The sequence below is a fragment of the Comamonas sp. wu1-DMT genome, from assembly GCF_040187805.1.
Lineage (GTDB): Bacteria > Pseudomonadota > Gammaproteobacteria > Burkholderiales > Burkholderiaceae_C > Comamonas > Comamonas thiooxydans.
On record NZ_JBANEM010000005.1, the window covers coordinates 150,959 to 169,298 of the forward strand.

Below are 18,340 nucleotides of genomic sequence, written 5' to 3' on the forward strand. Positions count from 1 at the left end.
AAGCCTTAGCAACAATCGCGGCCTAGAGCCGCGATTGATTTATTCCCCTCCCGTTTTCATACTCATTCAACTTCCATCGGAGAAACACCATGTCCAACGCCATTCCAGCCCACAAGCGCATCTTGCTCAAGCTGTCGGGGGAGGCGTTAATGGGAGATGACCAGTTCGGCATCAACCGTGCAACCATCGAGCGCATGGTGGCTGAGATCGTGGAAGTGACCAAGGTGGGTGTGCAGGTTGCCGTGGTGATCGGCGGCGGCAACATCTTCCGCGGCGTGGCAGGTGGCTCGGTCGGCATGGACCGTGCGACTGCCGACTATATGGGCATGCTGGCCACGGTGATGAATGCCCTGGCTCTGGCAGATGCCATGGACAAGCAGGGCCTGACGGCGCGCGTGATGTCGGCTATCGGTATCGAGCAGGTGGTCGAGCCCTATGTGCGTCCCAAGGCGCTGCAGTACCTGGAAGAGGGCAAGGTCGTGGTGTTCGCTGCCGGTACGGGCAATCCCTTCTTCACCACCGACACGGCCGCTGCGCTGCGTGGTGCTGAAATCGGCGCCGAAGTCGTGCTCAAGGCCACCAAGGTGGATGGCGTCTACACGGCCGACCCGGTCAAGGATCCTTCGGCCACGCGTTACGACAAGCTGGCTTTCGATGAGGCCATCTCGCGCAATCTGGGCATCATGGATGCCACCGCTTTCGCGCTGTGCCGCGATCAGAAGCTGCCGATTCGCGTGTTCTCCATCGTCAAGCCCGGCGCACTCAAGCGCGTGGTCATGGGTGAAGACGAAGGCACTCTGGTGTACGCTTGAGCGTTTTGCCGCCACATGCCCGCAAAGGAACAAGAACATGACGATCGCTGAAATCAAAAAGAACACCGAAACCAAGATGGGTCAGTCCATCGAGGCTCTGAAGAACAACCTGGCTCGCGTGCGTACCGGCCGGGCGAATCCCGCGCTGCTGGATGCCATCCATGTCGAGTACTACGGCTCCATGGTGCCTCTGTCCCAGGTGGCCAATGTGTCTTTGCTGGATTCCCGCACCATCAGCGTGCAGCCCTGGGAAAAGAACATGGCCGCCAAGGTGGAAAAGGCCATTCGCGAGAGCGATCTGGGTCTGAATCCCGCTTCCATGGGCGACCTGATCCGCGTGCCCATGCCTCCCATGAGCGAAGAGCGCCGCAAGGAAATGACCAAGCTGGCGCGCAACGAAGGCGAGAACGCCAAGATTGCCGTTCGCAACCTGCGTCGCGATGCCAATGAAGGCGTGAAGAAGCTGGTCAAGGACAAGGAAGCCTCTGAAGACGATCAGAAGCGCTCCGAAGCCGAAATCCAGAAGATCACCGACAAGCATATTGCCGAGGTCGATACGCTGGTAGCGGCCAAGGAACAGGACATCATGGCGGTCTGAGTCTTTCCAAAGGACTTGCACTTTTGACATCCAAGAAAAACGGCGCGGTTCCGCGCCATATCGCCGTCATCATGGACGGCAACGGACGGTGGGCCAAGCGCCGTCTGCTTCCACGTCTTGCCGGTCACAAGCAGGGAGTGGAGTCCCTGCGCCGCTGCGCTCGCGCCTGCGTCGAGCGTGGTGTGCAGGTGCTCACGGTGTTTGCGTTTTCCTCCGAGAACTGGAACAGACCTCAGGAAGAGGTCTCGGGGCTCATGAGCCTGCTGGCCAATGCCTTGGCCAAGGAAGTCGCTCAACTCAGCCGCGACGGCGTGCGCCTGTACTTTGTCGGCGACCGCCAGGGGCTGAGCGACAAGGTTCGGGAGGGCCTGGCAGAGGCCGAGCGCATCACCGCTCACAACACACGTCTGGTTCTCAACGTCTGCTTCAACTACGGTGGCCGCTGGGATATAGCCCAGGCTGCACAGAAGCTGGTGGCCCAGGGGCTGGAGCTGACTCCCGAGAATCTGGACAGGGCCATGGCCTTGGCCCATGTGCCGGATCCTGATCTCATGATCCGCACCGGCGGTGAAACTCGCATCAGCAATTTCCTGCTCTGGCAGGCTGCTTATACAGAGCTTTTTTTTCAGCAATGCCCTGTGGCCTGATTTCGACGAGGCGGCTCTTGACGAGGCCATTGCCGTGTTTGGCGGCCGTGAGCGCCGCTTCGGCCAGACTTCCGAGCAGATTCAACCATCATCCACCGTCACCTTGACGGCTTAACCATAAGAGGTGCCATGCTCAAGCAGCGCGTCATTACCGCCTTGATTTTGCTGGCCATTTTGCTGCCGGCACTGTTTTATACGGCCAGCACCGTGCCCTTTGCCGCACTGATGCTGTTGTTCATGGCGGCTGGTGCCTGGGAGTGGGGGCGACTCAATGGTTTTGGACAGGCAGGCTCACTGGGCCTGGGGGCTGTTTGTACAGCGCTGTGCGCCGGCTCCTGGTGGGCCGGTTGGGTGGATCAGCCTCTGCCCACGGTGTGGCTGATTGCAGGTTCCCTCTGGGTGCTGGGGGGCGTTTTGCTGCTGCGCGCTGGCGTGGCGGGCTGGCCGCATATTCCGGCAGCAGTGCGTCTGGTCGGCGGCGTGCTGGCATTGTGGCTGGCCTGGCTGGCCGTGGTGCAGGCGCGTAATATCGGCATCAACTTCCTGCTGTCGGTGCTGGTGCTGGTCTGGGTGGCTGATGTCTTTGCCTATTTTGCAGGCCGCACTTTCGGCCTGAAGTTCACCAGGAACAAGCTGGCTCCTTCCATCAGTCCCGGCAAGAGCTGGGAAGGTGTCTGGGGCGGCATGCTGGGGGTGGTTGTGCTGGCTCTGGTCTGGAGCTGGGCAGATCGTCACTACGGCGCCGGTGTTCCCAGTTTCTATTCGGTGCTGCAGTCGCGCGGACTTTGGTTCCTGCTGCTGGCTGCGGTGTTTATGGCTGCGATGAGTGTGGTGGGCGACCTGGTCGAATCCCTCATCAAGCGCAGCGTCGGTGTCAAGGACAGCAGCGGCTTGCTGCCCGGCCATGGTGGTGTCCTGGATCGCATTGATGCCCTCCTGCCCACACTGCCGTTGGCGATGATGCTCTCATCCTTTGTGCATCCATGAAGCAGAAAATCACGGTTCTGGGTTCTACCGGTTCCATCGGAACCAATACCCTGGATGTGGTGGTGCGCCACCCTGAACAATACGAAATCTTCGCGCTGAGCGCAGCCACGCAGGTGGATCTGATGCTCAGGCAATGCGCGCAGTTCAAGCCGCAGTTCGCTGTGATGGCCAGTGCGCCTCATGCTCGTCAACTGGCTGAGGCAATCAAGCAAAACGGGCTTCAGACACAGGTTCTCCAGGAGCGGGATGCTCTTGAAGTGATTGCGTCGCATCCCGATGTGGATGCGGTCATGGGGGCGATTGTCGGAGCGGCCGGTCTGGCGCCCTGTTTGGCAGCCGCCAGGGCCGGCAAGCGTCTGCTGCTGGCCAACAAGGAGGCCCTGGTGGTGGGCGGCGCGCTGTTCATGGATACGGTCAAGCGCCATGGTGCCACCTTGCTGCCCATCGACAGCGAGCACTCGGCCATCTTCCAGTGCTTGCCCGAAGACAGCAGCACCTGGGCTGATCGCGTCGACTCCTTGCTGTTGACGGCATCGGGCGGACCGTTCCGCCAACGCGACCCGGCGACACTGTCCGAAATCACGCCCGAGCAGGCTTGCTCGCATCCCAATTTTTCCATGGGGCGCAAGATCTCGGTGGACTCGGCCACCATGATGAACAAGGCGCTGGAGGTGATCGAGGCGCGCTGGCTGTTCGATATGGCGCCCGAGAAGATCAAGGTGGTGATCCATCCGCAGCAGATCGTGCATTCCATGGTGCAGTTCAAGGATGCGTCCGTGCTCGCCCAGCTGGGAACGCCCGATATGCGTGTGCCGATTGCCTGCGGTCTGGCCTGGCCAGAGCGCATCGAGAGCGGCGCACCTGTGCTGGATTTCGCCAAGCTGGCGGCGCTGACCTTCGAGGAGGCGGATGCGCGTCGCTTTCCGGGCCTGCATCTGTCCTGGCAGGCGCTGCGCGCGCCCGAGGGTACGACCACGGTGCTCAACGCAGCGAACGAAGTGGCTGTCGCCGCATTTCTGGAGCGTCGCCTGTCGTTTGACCGCATTCATGCCGTCAATCTGCAGACGCTGGAATCCGTGCAACCCGGTGTCGTGGGCAGTCTGGAAGAGTTGATGGCGCTCGATGAGCGAGCGCGCGAGCGTGCGGCTGACATAGTCAGGCTGTGGGCGCGCTGATCTGGCACCGAGTTTGGTGGCTTGAGGGCTTGCGGTTGAACTTGCGGCCTGCTGCACGCTCCAAGCATTGATTGGCATTAAGGAGTTTCAGGTGTTGCTGACGGTTGTGGCTTTCATCGTGGCGCTCGGCGTTCTGATTGCGGTGCATGAGTGGGGCCACTATCGCGTTGCCGTGGCCTGTGGCGTCAAGGTGCTGCGCTACTCCGTGGGCTTTGGCAAGCCGCTGTTGCGCTGGGTCGGCAAGAAGTCGGGCACCGAATATGTGATCGCGGCGCTGCCTCTGGGCGGCTATGTGCGCATGCTTGACGAACGCGAGGGCGAGGTCAGACCCGAGGAAAAACACCTGGCCTTCAACAATCAGCCCCTGCGCTCACGTGCAGCGATTGTTGCGGCGGGACCTGCGGCCAATCTGTTGCTGGCCGTGGCGCTGCTGGCGGTGGTCAACTGGGTGGGCACCAACGAGCCTGCAGCCCGGCTTGCGGCTCCTCCGGAAGGCACGTTGCTGCATCAGGCCGGTATTCAAAGCGGCGACTGGGTGCAGCGTGCCTCTGTGGGTGGCAAGGAATGGCAGCCTGTGCGTGCCCTGGGTGATTTGCGCTGGCTGGTGACGACAGCTGCCATTGAAGGTGAAACCTTGCAGCTGGAGGTGGCGGTACAAGAACATGGCGCAGCGCGTGTCGTGCCGCTCGATCTCGCTTCTTTGCAACAAAAGGAACCGGATGCAGCTTTCTTTGACAAGGTCGGGCTGCAGGGTGCCTGGAGTCGTCCGGTCATAGAAGAGGTTGTTGCAGGTGGCCCGGCGGAAAAGGCGGGTCTGCAAAAAGGCGATGTGCTGCTCAGCATCGATGGCCAGGCAGCTCAGGATGGTGCTCAGGCGCGTGCCGCGATTCGTGCCTCGGGTGCATCCGGTCGAGTCGAGCCGCAGGCCTGGGCTGTGGAGCGTGCGGGCCGGCGTCTGAACCTGCGGGTGCAGCCGGAAATAGTACCTGGCAAGGATGGACAAGCAGCAACTGCACGTGTGAACGCCTTTATTGGCAGCCAGCCCGAGATGGTGCTGGTGCGCCATGGCTTTTGGGATGGCTTGAGCGCCGGTGTGCACAAGACCTGGGAGCTGTCCTCCATGACGCTGCGCATGATGGGGCGCATGCTGATCGGTCAGGCCTCGCTCAAGAATATCAGCGGTCCTTTGACGATCGCAGACTATGCAGGCAAGTCCGCCAGCATGGGGCTGGTGCAATACCTGTCGTTCCTCGCGCTGATCAGCATCAGCCTGGGCGTTCTCAACCTGCTACCATTGCCCGTTCTGGATGGTGGGCACCTGATGTATTATCTTTGGGAAGGTTTGACGGGGCGCAGTGTCTCTGATGTCTGGGCTGAAAGACTGCAGCGTGCAGGCGTCGCAGTCATATTGCTGATGATGTCAGTCGCCTTTTTCAACGATATCAACCGGCTCTGGGGCTAATTTTTACCGCTACGGTAGGCCGCATTCGCGGCGATTTCCACTCATGAAAAAACATTTCAATCGCTTGGGCGTGCGCTCTGCAACTGCCCTGGCTGCTATGGTTTTAGCTGCGCAAGCGGCATGGGCATTGGAGCCCTTCAAAGTTCAAGATATCCGCGTCGAGGGTTTGCAGCGAGTGGAGCCCGGTACGGTGTTCGCCTCCATGCCTTTGCGCGTGGGCGATGACTACAACGACGAAAAGGGCGCGGCTGCCATTCGTTCGTTGTTTGCTCTGGGTCTGTTCAAGGACGTGCGTCTCGAAGCCAATGGCAATGTGCTGGTGGTGGTTGTGGAAGAGCGCCCCACCATTGCCGAGGTGAACTTTGCCGGCACCAAGGAGTTCGACAAGGACACTCTGCTCAAGGCCATGCGTGACGTGGGCCTGGCCGATGGCCGCCCTTTCGACAAGGCGTTGGCTGATCGCGCCGAGCAGGAGCTCAAGCGCCAGTACATCAACCGCAGTCTGTATGGCGCTGAAGTGGTGACCACGGTGACGCCTATCGAGCGCAACCGAGTGAACCTGACCTTCACCGTCTCCGAAGGTGAGCCGGCCAAGATCAACGAAATCCACATTGTGGGCAACAAGGCCTTCAAGGAATCGACGCTCAAGGACCTGTTCGACCAGGACACAGGCAACTGGATGAGCTGGTACACCAAGTCCGACCGCTACGCTCGCAACAAGCTCAATGCCGATCTGGAGTCGCTGCGCTCCTACTATCTGCAGCGCGGCTATCTGGAGTTCCGTGTGGAGTCCACCCAGGTCGCCATCTCTCCGGACAAGCAAAATATCGGCCTGACCGTGAATATTCACGAAGGCAATCAGTATGTGGTCTCTGGCGTGAAGCTCGAAGGCAACTATCTGGATCGTGACGACGAGTTCAAGTCGCTGGTCAAGATCAAGCCCGGTGAGCCCTATAACGCCGACCAGGTTTCCGAGACCGTCAAGGCTTTTACCGACTATTACAGCAATTTCGGTTTTGCCTTCGCCAAGGTGGAAGCCGTGCCCGAGATCGATCGCGCCAACAATCGCGTGGCCATCGTGTTGCAAGCACAGCCTTCGCGTCGCGCCTACATCCGTCGCATCAGCGTCAGCGGCAACAACAAGACCCGCGACGAAGTGATTCGCCGCGAGTTCCGCCAGTTCGAGGCCTCCTGGTATGACGGCCAGAAGATCAAGCTGTCGCGCGACCGTGTGGACCGTCTGGGCTTCTTTACCCAAGTCGATATTGAAACCCAGGAAGTGCCCGGCTCTCCCGATCAGGTCGATCTGATGATCAATGTGGTTGAGAAGCCCACAGGCTCGATCCAGCTGGGCGCAGGTTTTTCCAGCGCTGAAAAGGTCTCGCTGTCCTTTGGTATCAAGCAGGAAAACGTGTTCGGCTCGGGCAACTACCTGGGTCTGGATGTCAACACCAGCAAGTACAACCGCACCATGGTGGTGTCGACAACCAATCCGTACTTCACGGATACCGGTATCTCGCGCACCTATGACCTGTACTACCGCACCATCCGTCCCTACTATGACGATGGCGCCTACAAGATCATCACCAAGGGTGCCAGCGTGCGCTTCGGTGTGCCCTTCAGCGAAGTGGACACCATCTTCTTCGGTGCCGGTGTTGAAGGCAATGAGATCAAGCCTGGCACCTATATGCCGGCGGTCTACAACGAGTATTGCGGTGGTCTGCCTGGCCAGAACATAGGCTGCTCCAAGACCGGTATCCCTCTGACTCTGGGATGGTCTCGTGATAACCGCGACAGTGCCCTGGCACCCAATGCCGGCCGCTATCAGCGTGTGAATCTGGAGGCCTCGTTCATGAGCGATATGCGCTATGCGAAGGCCAACTACCAGATTCAGCAATATATTCCGCTGAACAAGAAGTACACGATTGCCCTGAACGGCGAGATGGGCTGGGGCAAGGGCCTGGGCGGCAATCCCTATCCCATCTTCAAGAATTTCTACTCGGGTGGTCTGGGTTCGGTGCGTGGCTTCGAGCAGGGCTCTCTGGGGCGTCGTGACACGGTGAACACCAATCTGGCCTTGGGCGGTACGCGCAAGCTGACCTTGAATGGCGAATTCATGGTCCCGTTCCCGGGTGCCGGTAATGACAGAACACTGCGTCTGTTTGGCTTTGTGGACGTGGGTAATGTGTGGGCGGAAGGTGAAAGCATGGATCTGGGAACCTTGCGTGCTTCCACCGGTATCGGTATTAGTTGGATTTCGCCGCTGGGCCCTCTGCGTTTGGCGTATGCTCAGCCAATCCGTAAGGAAACCGGCGATAGAATCCAGAAACTGCAATTCCAAATCGGAACATCTTTCTAATGAAATCTCTCTCTAGCCATCTTTCTTTGGCTGTGCTGCTTGGCGCCATGGCCGTCTCTGCGCATGCACAGGAATTCAAGGCCGGCTTTGTGAACACGGATCGCATCTTCCGTGAGGCATCCGCTGCCAAGGCTGCCCAAGCCAAGCTTGAGCAGGAGTTTTCTAAGCGTGAAAAGGATTTGGTCGATCAGGGCAATTCCTTGAAGAACGCCTCGGACAAGTTCGAGCGTGAAGCTACCACCATGTCCGAGAGCCAGCGTGCTTCGCGCCAGCGTCAGCTGGTGGATCAGGATCGTGAATTCCAGCGCAAGCGCCGTGAATTTCAGGAAGACCTGAACGCTCGCAAGAATGAAGAGCTGGCCACCGTGCTGGATCGTGCTAACAAGGTTGTCAAGCAAGTGGCCGAGACTGAAAAGTACGACGTCATCCTGCAAGAGGCCGTGTATATCAACCCCAAGTTTGATATCACCGACAAGGTCATCAAGGCCCTGAACGGCACAAAGTAATCCCAAGGATACTTTTGTGAGCGTTCTATTGGGACAGATTCTCGATGCGCTCGGTGGAGAACTGGTAGGTGGCGAGCGCGAGATGCCTATCTCGCGCATCGCTCCACTGGACTCTGCGGGCCACGGTGATCTGAGCTTTTTAAGCAATCCCCGCTATCGCCAGCAACTGGCCGCCTCACAGGCGGCCTGTGTCATTGTGGCGCCGATGATGCGCGATGAAGCGGCGCAGCGTGGTGCCTGCATTGTCACGGCCGATCCTTATGCCTATTTCGCGCGTGCCACCCAGTGGTGGAAGGCGCACCAGCAGGGCGGCAGGCCGCGCGGCATTCATGCCAGCGCAGTGGTGGATGCCACGGCCCAGGTGCATGAAAGTGCTTATGTGGGGCCGCAGTGTGTGGTGGAGGCCGGCGCGGTCATCGGTGCCGATACGGTGCTGAAATCCCGTGTCACCATCAGCCAGGGCTGTGTGCTGGGCGAGCGTTGCATTCTGCATCCCGGTGTGGTCATCGGTGCCGACGGCTTCGGCTTCGCGCCTTCGGCGGGCCAATGGGAAAAGATAGAGCAGCTGGGGGCCGTGCGCATCGGCAACGATGTGGAAATCGGCGCCAACACCTGCGTGGATCGTGGGGCACTTGATGACACAGTCATTGAAGATGGCGTCAAGATCGATAATCTGGTGCAGATTGCCCACAATGTGCACATTGGTGCGCATACGGTGATTGCCGGCAATACCGGTATTGCCGGCAGTGCGCGCATCGGCAAGCGCTGCCAGATTGGTGGAGCTGCCAATATTCTGGGGCATTTGACGATTGCGGATGGCACGGTGATTTCGCCGACCTCCATGGTCACTCGCTCCTTGCCCAAGGCAGGTTTTTATACAGGCATCTTTCCGTTGCAAGAGAACGAGCAATGGGAAAAGAACGCTGCAACCTTCAGGCAGTTGTACACGCTCCGGGAGCGGGTCAAGAAGCTTGAACAAGCGCTGGCTGAGGGCCGGCAAAGCAACAACGGAAATTGATGATGGATATTCAAGAAATTCTCAAGCAACTGCCTCACCGCTATCCCTTTCTTCTGGTGGACCGGGTGCTGGAGCTTGAGCGCAACACGCGCATCAAGGCGATCAAGAACGTCACCTTCAACGAGCCGTTCTTCACCGGGCATTTCCCCGGTCGTCCGGTCATGCCCGGCGTGCTGATTCTTGAAGCCCTGGCCCAGGCTGCCGGCCTGCTGGCCTTCGATGCCATGGGCCAGGTGCCCGATGAAAACAATATCTACTACTTCGTGGGTATCGACTCGGCACGCTTCAAGCGTCCCGTGGTGCCGGGAGACCAGCTGGCCCTGGAGATCACCATCGACCGCGTGCGTGGCGGCATCTGGAAGTTCAACGCCGTCGCCAGCGTGGATGGCGAAGTGGCCGCTGAAGCTCAGCTGATGTGCACCATGCGTCACGTGGGATAAGCGTTGATGGCGGCTGTGAGCTTGATTCATCCCACCGCCGTGGTGGACCCAGCGGCCCAGCTTGACACCTCGGTGTCGGTGGGGCCGTATGCCGTCATCGGCCCCAGGGTGCGCATTGGCGCCGGCAGCAAGGTGGGGGCGCATTGCGTGATCGAAGGCGACACCACCATTGGTGAAGGCAACCACATCTTCCAGTTTGCATCGCTGGGTGCGCAGCCCCAGGACAAGAAGTACGCGGGCGAGCCCACACGTCTGGTGATCGGCGATCGCAACACGGTGCGCGAGTTCTGTACCTTCAATACGGGGACCACGCAGGATCGTGGCGAGACGACCATCGGCAATGACAACTGGATCATGGCCTATGTGCATATCGCGCATGACTGCATCATTGGCAACCAGACCACACTGGCGAACAACACCACGCTGGCAGGCCATGTGCATGTCGGCGACTGGGTGACGATTGGTGGCCTGACCGGTGTGCTGCAGCGCATGCGCATAGGTGCACATGCCATGGTGGGCTTTCAGGCCCATGTGAACAAGGATGTGCCGCCCTTCATGACGGTGGATGGCAATCCGCTGGCCGCTCGCAGCGTGAATCTGATCGGTCTCAAGCGTCGTGGCTTCTCGGATGCACGCATTGCCGCCGTGCGTGAAATGCACAAGCTGCTGTACCGCCAGGGGCTGACGCTGGAACATGCCATTGCGGCCATGGATGCGATCAAGTCGGCAACGCCTGAAGCCGTGCAGGACGTGGACTTCATGCAGTCCTTTCTGGCATCAGCAAGCAACGGCATTACACGTTGATAGCGGCTCGCGTTGTCCCTATCTGAGTTTGAGACGTGAATAGCTCTGAAATGACTAATAAGCAGGCGCAAGCTGCTCCAGATTCCATAGCGCCCAGCATTGCCATGGTGGCAGGCGAGGCCTCGGGCGATCTGCTGGCTTCGCTGTTGCTCGACGGTCTGCGTCAGCGCTGGCCCGATGCGAGCTCCATGGGCATAGGCGGCGACAGAATGCAGGAGCGCGGCTTTGACGCCTGGTGGCAGTCAGAGCGCCTGGCCGTGCACGGTTACAGCTGGGAAGTGCTGGCGCGAGTGGCCGAGTTGCTCGGTATTCGCAAAAAGCTGCGTCAACGCCTGATTGCGCATCCGCCCTCGGTCTTCGTCGGTGTGGATGCCCCCGACTTCAACCTGGGGCTGGAAACCGGCTTGCGTGAAGCCGGCATCAAGACCGTGCACTTTGTCTGTCCGTCGATCTGGGCCTGGCGTGCCGATCGCGTGGAGAAAATCCGTCGCGCCGCCGACCATGTGCTGTGCATCTTCCCGTTCGAGCCCGAACTGCTGGCCCAGCATGGCATCGAAGCCACCTACGTCGGTCATCCGCTGGCGCAGGTGATTCCGCTGCACCCCGATAGAGCGGCCGCGCGTGCGCGCCTGGGCCTGGCCGAAGAGGGTCTGGTGCTGGCCTTGCTGCCCGGCAGCCGCCGCTCCGAGGTGCGCTACATTGCCTCAGGCTTTTTCAAGGCGGCGGCGCTGGTCCAGAAGGCGTTGCCTCAGACCCGGATCGTGGTGCCGGCCGTGCCTTCGCTGTACGAAGAGGTGCAGCGCATTGCGGCCGAGGCCGGCATGCAGGGCAAATGTCTCATCGTCAAGGGCCAGTCCCACGATGTGCTGGCAGCCTGCGACTGCACGCTGATTGCCAGCGGCACCGCCACGCTGGAGGCGGCGCTCTACAAGCGCCCCATGGTCATCAGCTACAGCATGCATCCCTGGAGCTGGCGCCTGATGAAGCGCAAACAGCTGCAGCCCTGGGTGGGCCTGCCCAATATTCTGTGCGGCGATTTTGTCGTGCCCGAGCTGCTGCAGGATGCGGCAACACCCGAGGCGCTGGCCCAGGCCGCACTGGGCTGGCTCAGAGCCAGCCAGGATTCTCCTGCCACCATTGAAGCGCTGGTTGAGCGCTTCACCGCGCTACATCACGAACTGCGCCGCGATACCGCCGAACTGGCTGCCCATGCGATCCAAAAAATCATTGCCACCCCCGCTGCTTGAGCAAGGCTGCCTGCCCTGGCATCCGCCCGGGCTGGTTGCCGGGGTGGATGAGGCAGGGCGCGGCCCGCTGGCCGGTCCGGTGGTGGCTGCCGCCGTCATCCTGGACGATCTGAAGCCCATTGCCGGGCTTAACGACTCCAAGAAGCTCACGGCCAACCGCCGCGAGGTGCTCTACGACGAGATCCGCGCCAAGGCGCTGTGCTTTTGCATAGCTCAGGCTTCGGTGCAGGAGATCGACGAGATCAACATCCTCAAGGCCACGCTGCTGGCCATGCGTCGTGCGGTGATGGGCCTGCGTCTCAAGCCCGTGCTGGTGCTGGTGGATGGCAACCAGCTGCCGCAGATCGATGTGCAGGCCGAGGCCATCGTCAAGGGGGACTCGCTGGTGCAGGCCATTTCCGCAGCTTCGATCCTGGCCAAGGTCACTCGTGACCGCTGGTGCGAACGCCTGGATGCCCAGTACCCGCAGTACGGCTTTGCCGGACACAAGGGCTATGGCACGGCCGCGCATCTGCAGGCCTTGCGCGCCCATGGTGCGACGGCAGAGCACAGGCGCTCCTTTGCGCCCGTGGCCCAGGTGCTGCAAGCCGGCCAGGTGTGTGCAGGCGGCATGGCGCAGCCTGTGCTGTGCGAGACCGGGCTGTCGGGTGTGACGTCCAGCCTGCTGATGTCGCAGGCATCGCTCTACGTCTGATGCGCGCCTGATCGACATTGTCTGCATTCCCGAGTGCGGCGCAGGGCCGCCTCGGGCGTTCTATCTTCTTGTTTCAAGCCCGGCCAGGCGCTTGCATGCCGGGTTTTTGTTTTTTCTCAGAGGTCGACATGGCTGCACGCCCCCAGGTCACGGACATTCATTCGCGCGACAACGCTTTCGTCAAAGAACTGCGCCGTCTGTCCCAGGACAGCACGGCCTATCGCAAACAGGGGCAGGTCTGGCTTGAAGGCGATCATCTTTGCCGTGCGGCCCTGGTGCGGGGCCTGAAACCAAAGCTTGCCGTTTTTGCGCAGTCTTTCTGGCCTCAGGCGCCCGAGGAATGGGTGCAGGCTGCCGGCAAGGTCGTGGTGCTGGCAGATGCCTTGTTCGACGAGATCAGCGCTCTGGAATCTCCTGCCCGCATGGGCTATGTGATGGACTGGGATGCGGGTGTGCAGGTGCAGCCGGGCGTTGCCACCGTGGTGCTGGACCGCGTCCAGGATGCCGGCAATGTGGGCAGCATCCTGCGCAGCGCGTCGGCCTTCGGCTTCACCCAGATCCTGGCGCTCAAGGGCACGGCCGCACTGTGGAGTCAGAAGGTGCTGCGTGCCGGCATGGGTGCTCACTTCGGCCTGCATCTGGTCGAGGCGGCCTCGGTCGATGATGTGCAAGGCCTGCAAGTGCCCCTGGTAGTGACCAGCTCCCATCAGGGGACATTGATCCATGAGGCAGATCTGCCATGGCCCTGTGCCTGGGCCATGGGTCATGAAGGGCAGGGTGTGGGCGATGCGCTGATGGAGATGGCGCGGCACCGCATCAGCATTGCGCAGCCCGGAGGTGAGGAGTCACTCAATGTGGCTGCTGCGGCCGCGATCTGCCTGCATGCGAGCAGCGTAAGCATGCTACGCCGTAGAGGGTAATCCCGGGGCGCTTCAAAGGGGTGAAGCGGACAGAGCCTATAATGGGCGGCTTTCAAGCATTCCTTCATACGCCTAGCGACGCTTCCTCGCCATTCCCTGCAGACACAAATGTCCCAGCGCACACGCCGGGGCTTCGTTGGGCGTAACCGTAATTAAAAAACCGGAGAACCCAGTGCTTTTGTCTCTCAAGGGAAATTTCCCATCCGCCATTCTGGCGCTCGCAGACGGCACGGTCTTTATTGGCAACTCGATTGGTGCGCAAGGCACCACTGTTGGCGAAGTCGTTTTCAACACCTCGCTGACCGGCTACCAGGAAATCCTCACCGACCCCAGCTATTGCCAGCAGATCGTGACGCTCACGTATCCGCACATCGGCAACTACGGTGTCAATCCTGAAGACGTCGAAGCTGACAAGATCCATGCCGCAGGTCTCATCATCAAGAACCTGCCCCTGCTGGCCAGCAACTTCCGAAGCACCCAGACGCTGTCCGAGTACCTGACCGAAGGTAAGACCGTCGCCATCGCCAACATCGACACCCGCAAGCTCACGCGACTGCTGCGTGACCAAGGCGCGCAGAACGGCGCAATCGTGGGTCTGGCCGCTGGTGAAGAAGTCACCCAGGCCAGGATCGACGAGGCCATCGCCGCCGCCAAGGCTGCCCCCAGCATGAAGGGGCTGGATCTGGCCAAGGTCGTGTCCACCGACAAGTCCTACCCATGGACCGAGGCCGAGTGGACGCTGGGCGAAGGCTACGGCAAGCTCGAATCGCCCAAGTTCAAGGTTGTGGCCTATGACTTCGGCGTGAAGAAGAACATTCTGCGCATGCTGGCCGAGCGCGGTTGCGACGTGACCGTCGTGCCCGCCCAGACTCCAGCCAAGGATGTGTTGGCCCTGAACCCCGACGGCGTGTTCCTGTCCAACGGCCCCGGCGACCCAGAGCCTTGCGACTACGCCATTGCCGCTGTGCAAGAGATCATGGCAGCCAAGATGCCGGTGTTCGGTATCTGCCTGGGCCACCAGATCATGGCTCTGGCCTCCGGTGCCAAGACCTTCAAGATGCAGAACAGCCATCACGGTGCCAACCACCCCGTCAAGGACCTGGACACCGGCCACGTCAGCATCACCAGCCAGAACCACGGCTTTGCGGTGGAGCTGGAGTCGCTGCCCGCCAATGCCCGCGCCACGCACATCAGCCTGTTTGACGGCACGCTGCAAGGTCTGGAGCGCACCGATGTGCCTGCCTTCTGCTTCCAGGGTCACCCCGAAGCATCGCCCGGCCCCAACGATATCGGCTATCTGTTTGACCGCTTCACAGCGCTGATGGAGAAACACAAAAATGCCTAAGCGCAACGACCTAAAAAGCATTCTGATCATTGGCGCCGGTCCCATCGTGATCGGTCAGGCCTGCGAGTTCGACTACTCCGGCGTGCAGGCCTGCAAGGCCCTGCGTGAAGAGGGTTACAAGGTCATCCTGATCAACAGCAACCCTGCCACGATCATGACCGACCCGGCCACCGCCGACGTCACCTACATCGAGCCCATCACTTGGCAGACGGTCGAGAAGATCATCGCCAAGGAACGCCCCGATGCCATCCTGCCAACCATGGGCGGCCAGACCGCGCTGAACTGCGCGCTGGACCTGTGGAAGAACGGCGTGCTGGACAAGTACAAGGTCGAGCTGATCGGCGCCAAGCCCGAAGCCATCGACAAGGCCGAAGACCGTCTGAAGTTCAAGGACGCCATGACCAAGATCGGTCTGGGCTCCGCGCGCTCCGGCATCGCCCACTCCATGGACGAAGCCTGGGCCGTGCAAAAGCAGATGGGCTTCCCCACCGTCATCCGCCCCAGCTTCACGCTGGGCGGCACCGGCGGCGGCATTGCCTACAACCCCGAGGAATTCGAAACCATCTGCAAGCGCGGTCTGGAGGCTTCGCCCACCAACGAGCTGCTGATCGAAGAATCCCTGCTGGGCTGGAAAGAGTACGAGATGGAGGTGGTGCGCGACACCGCGGACAACTGCATCATCGTCTGCTCCATCGAAAACCTGGATCCCATGGGCGTGCACACCGGTGACTCCATCACCGTGGCGCCGGCCCAGACACTGACCGACAAGGAATACCAGATCATGCGTAATGCATCTCTGGCCGTTCTGCGCGAGATCGGTGTGGACACGGGCGGCTCCAACGTGCAGTTCTCGGTGAATCCCAAGGACGGTCGCATGATCGTCATCGAGATGAACCCCCGCGTCTCGCGTTCCTCGGCACTGGCTTCCAAGGCCACGGGCTTCCCCATCGCCAAGATCGCGGCCAAGCTGGCCGTGGGCTTCACGCTGGATGAGCTCAAGAACGAAATCACCGGTGGCAAGACCCCCGCTTCGTTCGAGCCCTCGATCGACTACGTAGTCACCAAGATCCCGCGTTTCGCCTTCGAGAAGTTCCCTGCTGCCGACAACCGCCTGACCACGCAGATGAAGTCCGTGGGCGAAGTGATGGCCATCGGCCGTACCTTCCAGGAATCCTTCCAGAAGGCCTTGCGCGGCCTGGAAGTGGGCGTGGACGGCATGAACGAAAAGACCCAGGACCGCGAAATCCTGGAAAAGGAACTGGGCGAGCCCGGTCCCGACCGCATCTGGTATGTGGGTGACGCTTTCGCTGCCGGCTGGTCGCTGGACGAGGTGCACAACATCACCAAGATCGACAAGTGGTTCCTGGTGCAGATCGAGGAGATCGTCAAGATCGAACTCGACCTGGACAAGCTCTACGAAGCCAAGGGTGAAGGCGCTCTGGCGGCTCTGGATGCCCAGACTCTGCGCACCCTCAAGCAAAAGGGCTTTTCCGACCGCCGTCTGGCCAAGCTGCTGCACACCAGCGACAAGGCCGTGCGCGAAGCGCGCAAGGCGCTGAAGGTGCGTCCCGTGTTCAAGCGCGTGGACACCTGCGCGGCAGAGTTCGCTTCCAACACCGCATACATGTACTCCACGTATGACGAAGAGTGCGAAGCCGCTCCCACGGACAAGAAGAAGATCATGGTGCTGGGCGGTGGCCCGAACCGTATCGGCCAGGGCATCGAGTTCGACTATTGCTGCGTGCACGCCGCCATGGCCATGCGCGAAGATGGTTACGAAACCATCATGGTCAACTGCAACCCCGAGACCGTGTCCACCGACTACGACACTTCCGATCGCCTGTACTTCGAGCCCCTGACGCTGGAAGACGTGCTGGAAATCGTGGACGTGGAGCAGCCCGAAGGCGTGATCGTGCAGTACGGCGGCCAGACGCCTCTGAAGCTGGCCCTGGGCCTGGAGCGCGAAGGCGTGAAGATCATCGGCACCACGCCCGACATGATCGACGCCGCCGAGGACCGCGAGCGCTTCCAGAAGTTGCTCAACGAACTGGGTCTGCGTCAGCCTCCCAATGCCACTGCACGTACCGAAGCCGAAGCCCTGGAAAAGGCTGCCGGCCTGGGGTACCCCCTGGTGGTGCGTCCTTCCTATGTGCTGGGCGGCCGTGCGATGGAAATCGTGCACGAGCAGCGTGACCTCGAGCGCTACATGCGCGAAGCCGTGAAGGTCTCCAACGACTCTCCCGTGCTGCTGGACCACTTCCTGTCCAACGCCATCGAGTGCGACGTGGACTGCGTGCGCGACAAGACCGGTGCCGTGTACATCGGCGGCGTGATGGAGCACATCGAGCAAGCCGGCGTTCACTCCGGTGACTCCGCCTGCTCGCTGCCCCCTTACTACCTGAAGGCCGAAACCGTCGCTGAGATCAAGCGCCAGACCGCAGCCATGGCCGAAGGCCTGCATGTGGTGGGCCTGATGAATGTGCAGTTCGCCATCAAGGAAGCGGACGGTCAGGACGTGATCTACGTGCTGGAAGTGAACCCTCGTGCCTCGCGCACCGTGCCCTTCGTCTCCAAGGCCACCGGCGTGCAACTGGCCAAGGTGGCTGCACGCTGCATGGCCGGCGACACGCTGGCCGAGCAGGGCATCACCAAGGAAGTCACACCGCCTTACTTCAGCGTCAAGGAAGCCGTGTTCCCGTTCGTGAAGTTCCCTGGTGTGGACACCATTCTCGGCCCCGAGATGAAGTCCACCGGTGAAGTCATGGGCGTGGGCAAGACCTTTGGCGAAGCCTTTGTGAAGAGCCAGATGGGTGCCGGCGTGCACCTGCCCGCCGAAGGCAAGGTCTTCCTGTCGGTGAAGAACAACGACAAGACCCGTGCCGTGGCCGTGGCCAAGGAACTGGTTGCCATGGGCTACAGCCTGTGCGCTACACGCGGTACAGCTGCAGCGATTGCTGAGGCTGGCCTGGAAGTGCAGGCGGTCAACAAGGTGACTGAAGGCCGTCCTCACATCGTGGACATGATCAAGAACGGCGAAATTGCCCTGGTCATCAACACCGTGGAAGAGCGTCGCAACGCCATCGCCGACTCGCGCCAGATCCGTACCAGCGCGCTGCTGGCACGTGTGACCACCTTCACCACCATCTTCGGCGCGGAAGCGGCCGTGGAAGGCATGAAGGCCATGCGCGGCAATGTGGACGTGCACTCGGTGCAAGAGCTGCATGCCATGTTGACCAAGGCCTGAAAAGCCTGACGCCCGAAGCAGCCCGCAAGGGCTGCCGGGTTTTTACCGCACTTGTGCCGCGGCAAACACGGCATAATCTGCG

At 60.9% G+C, this 18,340-nt stretch carries 15 protein-coding genes and 1 pseudogene; all 16 read left to right on the top strand.

Annotated features, from left to right (window positions below; genetic code table 11):
- Positions 1-89 precede the first annotated feature (89 nt).
- Complete coding sequence (pyrH, locus tag V8Z78_RS09880; RefSeq protein ID WP_003053409.1) at positions 90-812, top strand: UMP kinase; 723 nt, start codon at positions 90-92, stop codon at positions 810-812.
- Positions 813-849: 37 nt separating this feature from the next.
- Entirely contained in the window at positions 850-1,410 is a 561-nt protein-coding gene (gene frr, locus V8Z78_RS09885; RefSeq protein ID WP_003067379.1) for a ribosome recycling factor, read from the top strand.
- 71 nt (positions 1,411-1,481) lie between these two features.
- Positions 1,482-2,172: pseudogene (gene uppS / locus V8Z78_RS09890) on the top strand (polyprenyl diphosphate synthase).
- 14 nt (positions 2,173-2,186) lie between these two features.
- A complete protein-coding gene (locus V8Z78_RS09895; protein ID WP_349731299.1) occupies positions 2,187-3,044 on the top strand; it encodes a phosphatidate cytidylyltransferase in 858 nt (285 codons plus the stop codon).
- Positions 3,041-4,219, top strand: a complete 1,179-nt coding sequence (gene ispC / locus V8Z78_RS09900) for a 1-deoxy-D-xylulose-5-phosphate reductoisomerase (protein ID WP_349731300.1) — start codon at positions 3,041-3,043, stop codon at positions 4,217-4,219. Before V8Z78_RS09895 ends, ispC begins: the two co-directional genes overlap by 4 nt.
- Positions 4,220-4,310: 91 nt before the next feature.
- Positions 4,311-5,681: an RIP metalloprotease RseP gene (rseP, locus tag V8Z78_RS09905; protein WP_349731301.1), complete on the top strand. Its 1,371-nt coding sequence runs from the start codon at positions 4,311-4,313 to the stop codon at positions 5,679-5,681.
- Positions 5,682-5,724: 43 nt separating this feature from the next.
- Positions 5,725-8,040 (top strand): outer membrane protein assembly factor BamA, encoded by a 2,316-nt coding sequence (gene bamA, locus V8Z78_RS09910; RefSeq protein ID WP_349731302.1) that lies wholly within the window; start codon positions 5,725-5,727, stop codon positions 8,038-8,040.
- Positions 8,040-8,546, top strand: coding sequence for an OmpH/Skp family outer membrane protein (locus V8Z78_RS09915; protein ID WP_012839124.1), 507 nt, complete (start codon positions 8,040-8,042; stop codon positions 8,544-8,546). Before bamA ends, V8Z78_RS09915 begins: the two co-directional genes overlap by 1 nt.
- A gap of 16 nt (positions 8,547-8,562) precedes the next feature.
- A complete protein-coding gene (gene lpxD / locus V8Z78_RS09920) occupies positions 8,563-9,564 on the top strand; it encodes a UDP-3-O-(3-hydroxymyristoyl)glucosamine N-acyltransferase (RefSeq protein ID WP_034362610.1) in 1,002 nt (333 codons plus the stop codon).
- Positions 9,564-10,004, top strand: a complete 441-nt coding sequence (gene fabZ / locus V8Z78_RS09925) for a 3-hydroxyacyl-ACP dehydratase FabZ (RefSeq protein ID WP_003053425.1) — start codon at positions 9,564-9,566, stop codon at positions 10,002-10,004. Before lpxD ends, fabZ begins: the two co-directional genes overlap by 1 nt.
- 15 nt (positions 10,005-10,019) lie before the next feature.
- Positions 10,020-10,808, top strand: coding sequence for an acyl-ACP--UDP-N-acetylglucosamine O-acyltransferase (lpxA, locus tag V8Z78_RS09930; RefSeq protein ID WP_171832531.1), 789 nt, complete (start codon positions 10,020-10,022; stop codon positions 10,806-10,808).
- A gap of 50 nt (positions 10,809-10,858) precedes the next feature.
- Positions 10,859-12,055 carry a lipid-A-disaccharide synthase gene (gene lpxB, locus V8Z78_RS09935; protein ID WP_012839121.1) on the top strand — a complete coding sequence of 399 codons (1,197 nt, stop codon included), beginning with the start codon at positions 10,859-10,861 and terminating at the stop codon, positions 12,053-12,055.
- Positions 12,018-12,749 (top strand): ribonuclease HII, encoded by a 732-nt coding sequence (rnhB, locus tag V8Z78_RS09940; RefSeq protein WP_034362608.1) that lies wholly within the window; start codon positions 12,018-12,020, stop codon positions 12,747-12,749. Before lpxB ends, rnhB begins: the two co-directional genes overlap by 38 nt.
- A gap of 128 nt (positions 12,750-12,877) precedes the next feature.
- Positions 12,878-13,669, top strand: a complete 792-nt coding sequence (locus V8Z78_RS09945; protein ID WP_349731303.1) for a TrmH family RNA methyltransferase — start codon at positions 12,878-12,880, stop codon at positions 13,667-13,669.
- 172 nt (positions 13,670-13,841) lie between these two features.
- Entirely contained in the window at positions 13,842-15,014 is a 1,173-nt protein-coding gene (carA, locus tag V8Z78_RS09950) for a glutamine-hydrolyzing carbamoyl-phosphate synthase small subunit (protein ID WP_057092722.1), read from the top strand.
- Positions 15,007-18,258, top strand: coding sequence for a carbamoyl-phosphate synthase large subunit (gene carB / locus V8Z78_RS09955; protein ID WP_349731304.1), 3,252 nt, complete (start codon positions 15,007-15,009; stop codon positions 18,256-18,258). The genes carA and carB overlap by 8 nt, the downstream gene beginning before the upstream one ends.
- The last annotated feature ends 82 nt before the right edge of the window (positions 18,259-18,340 follow it).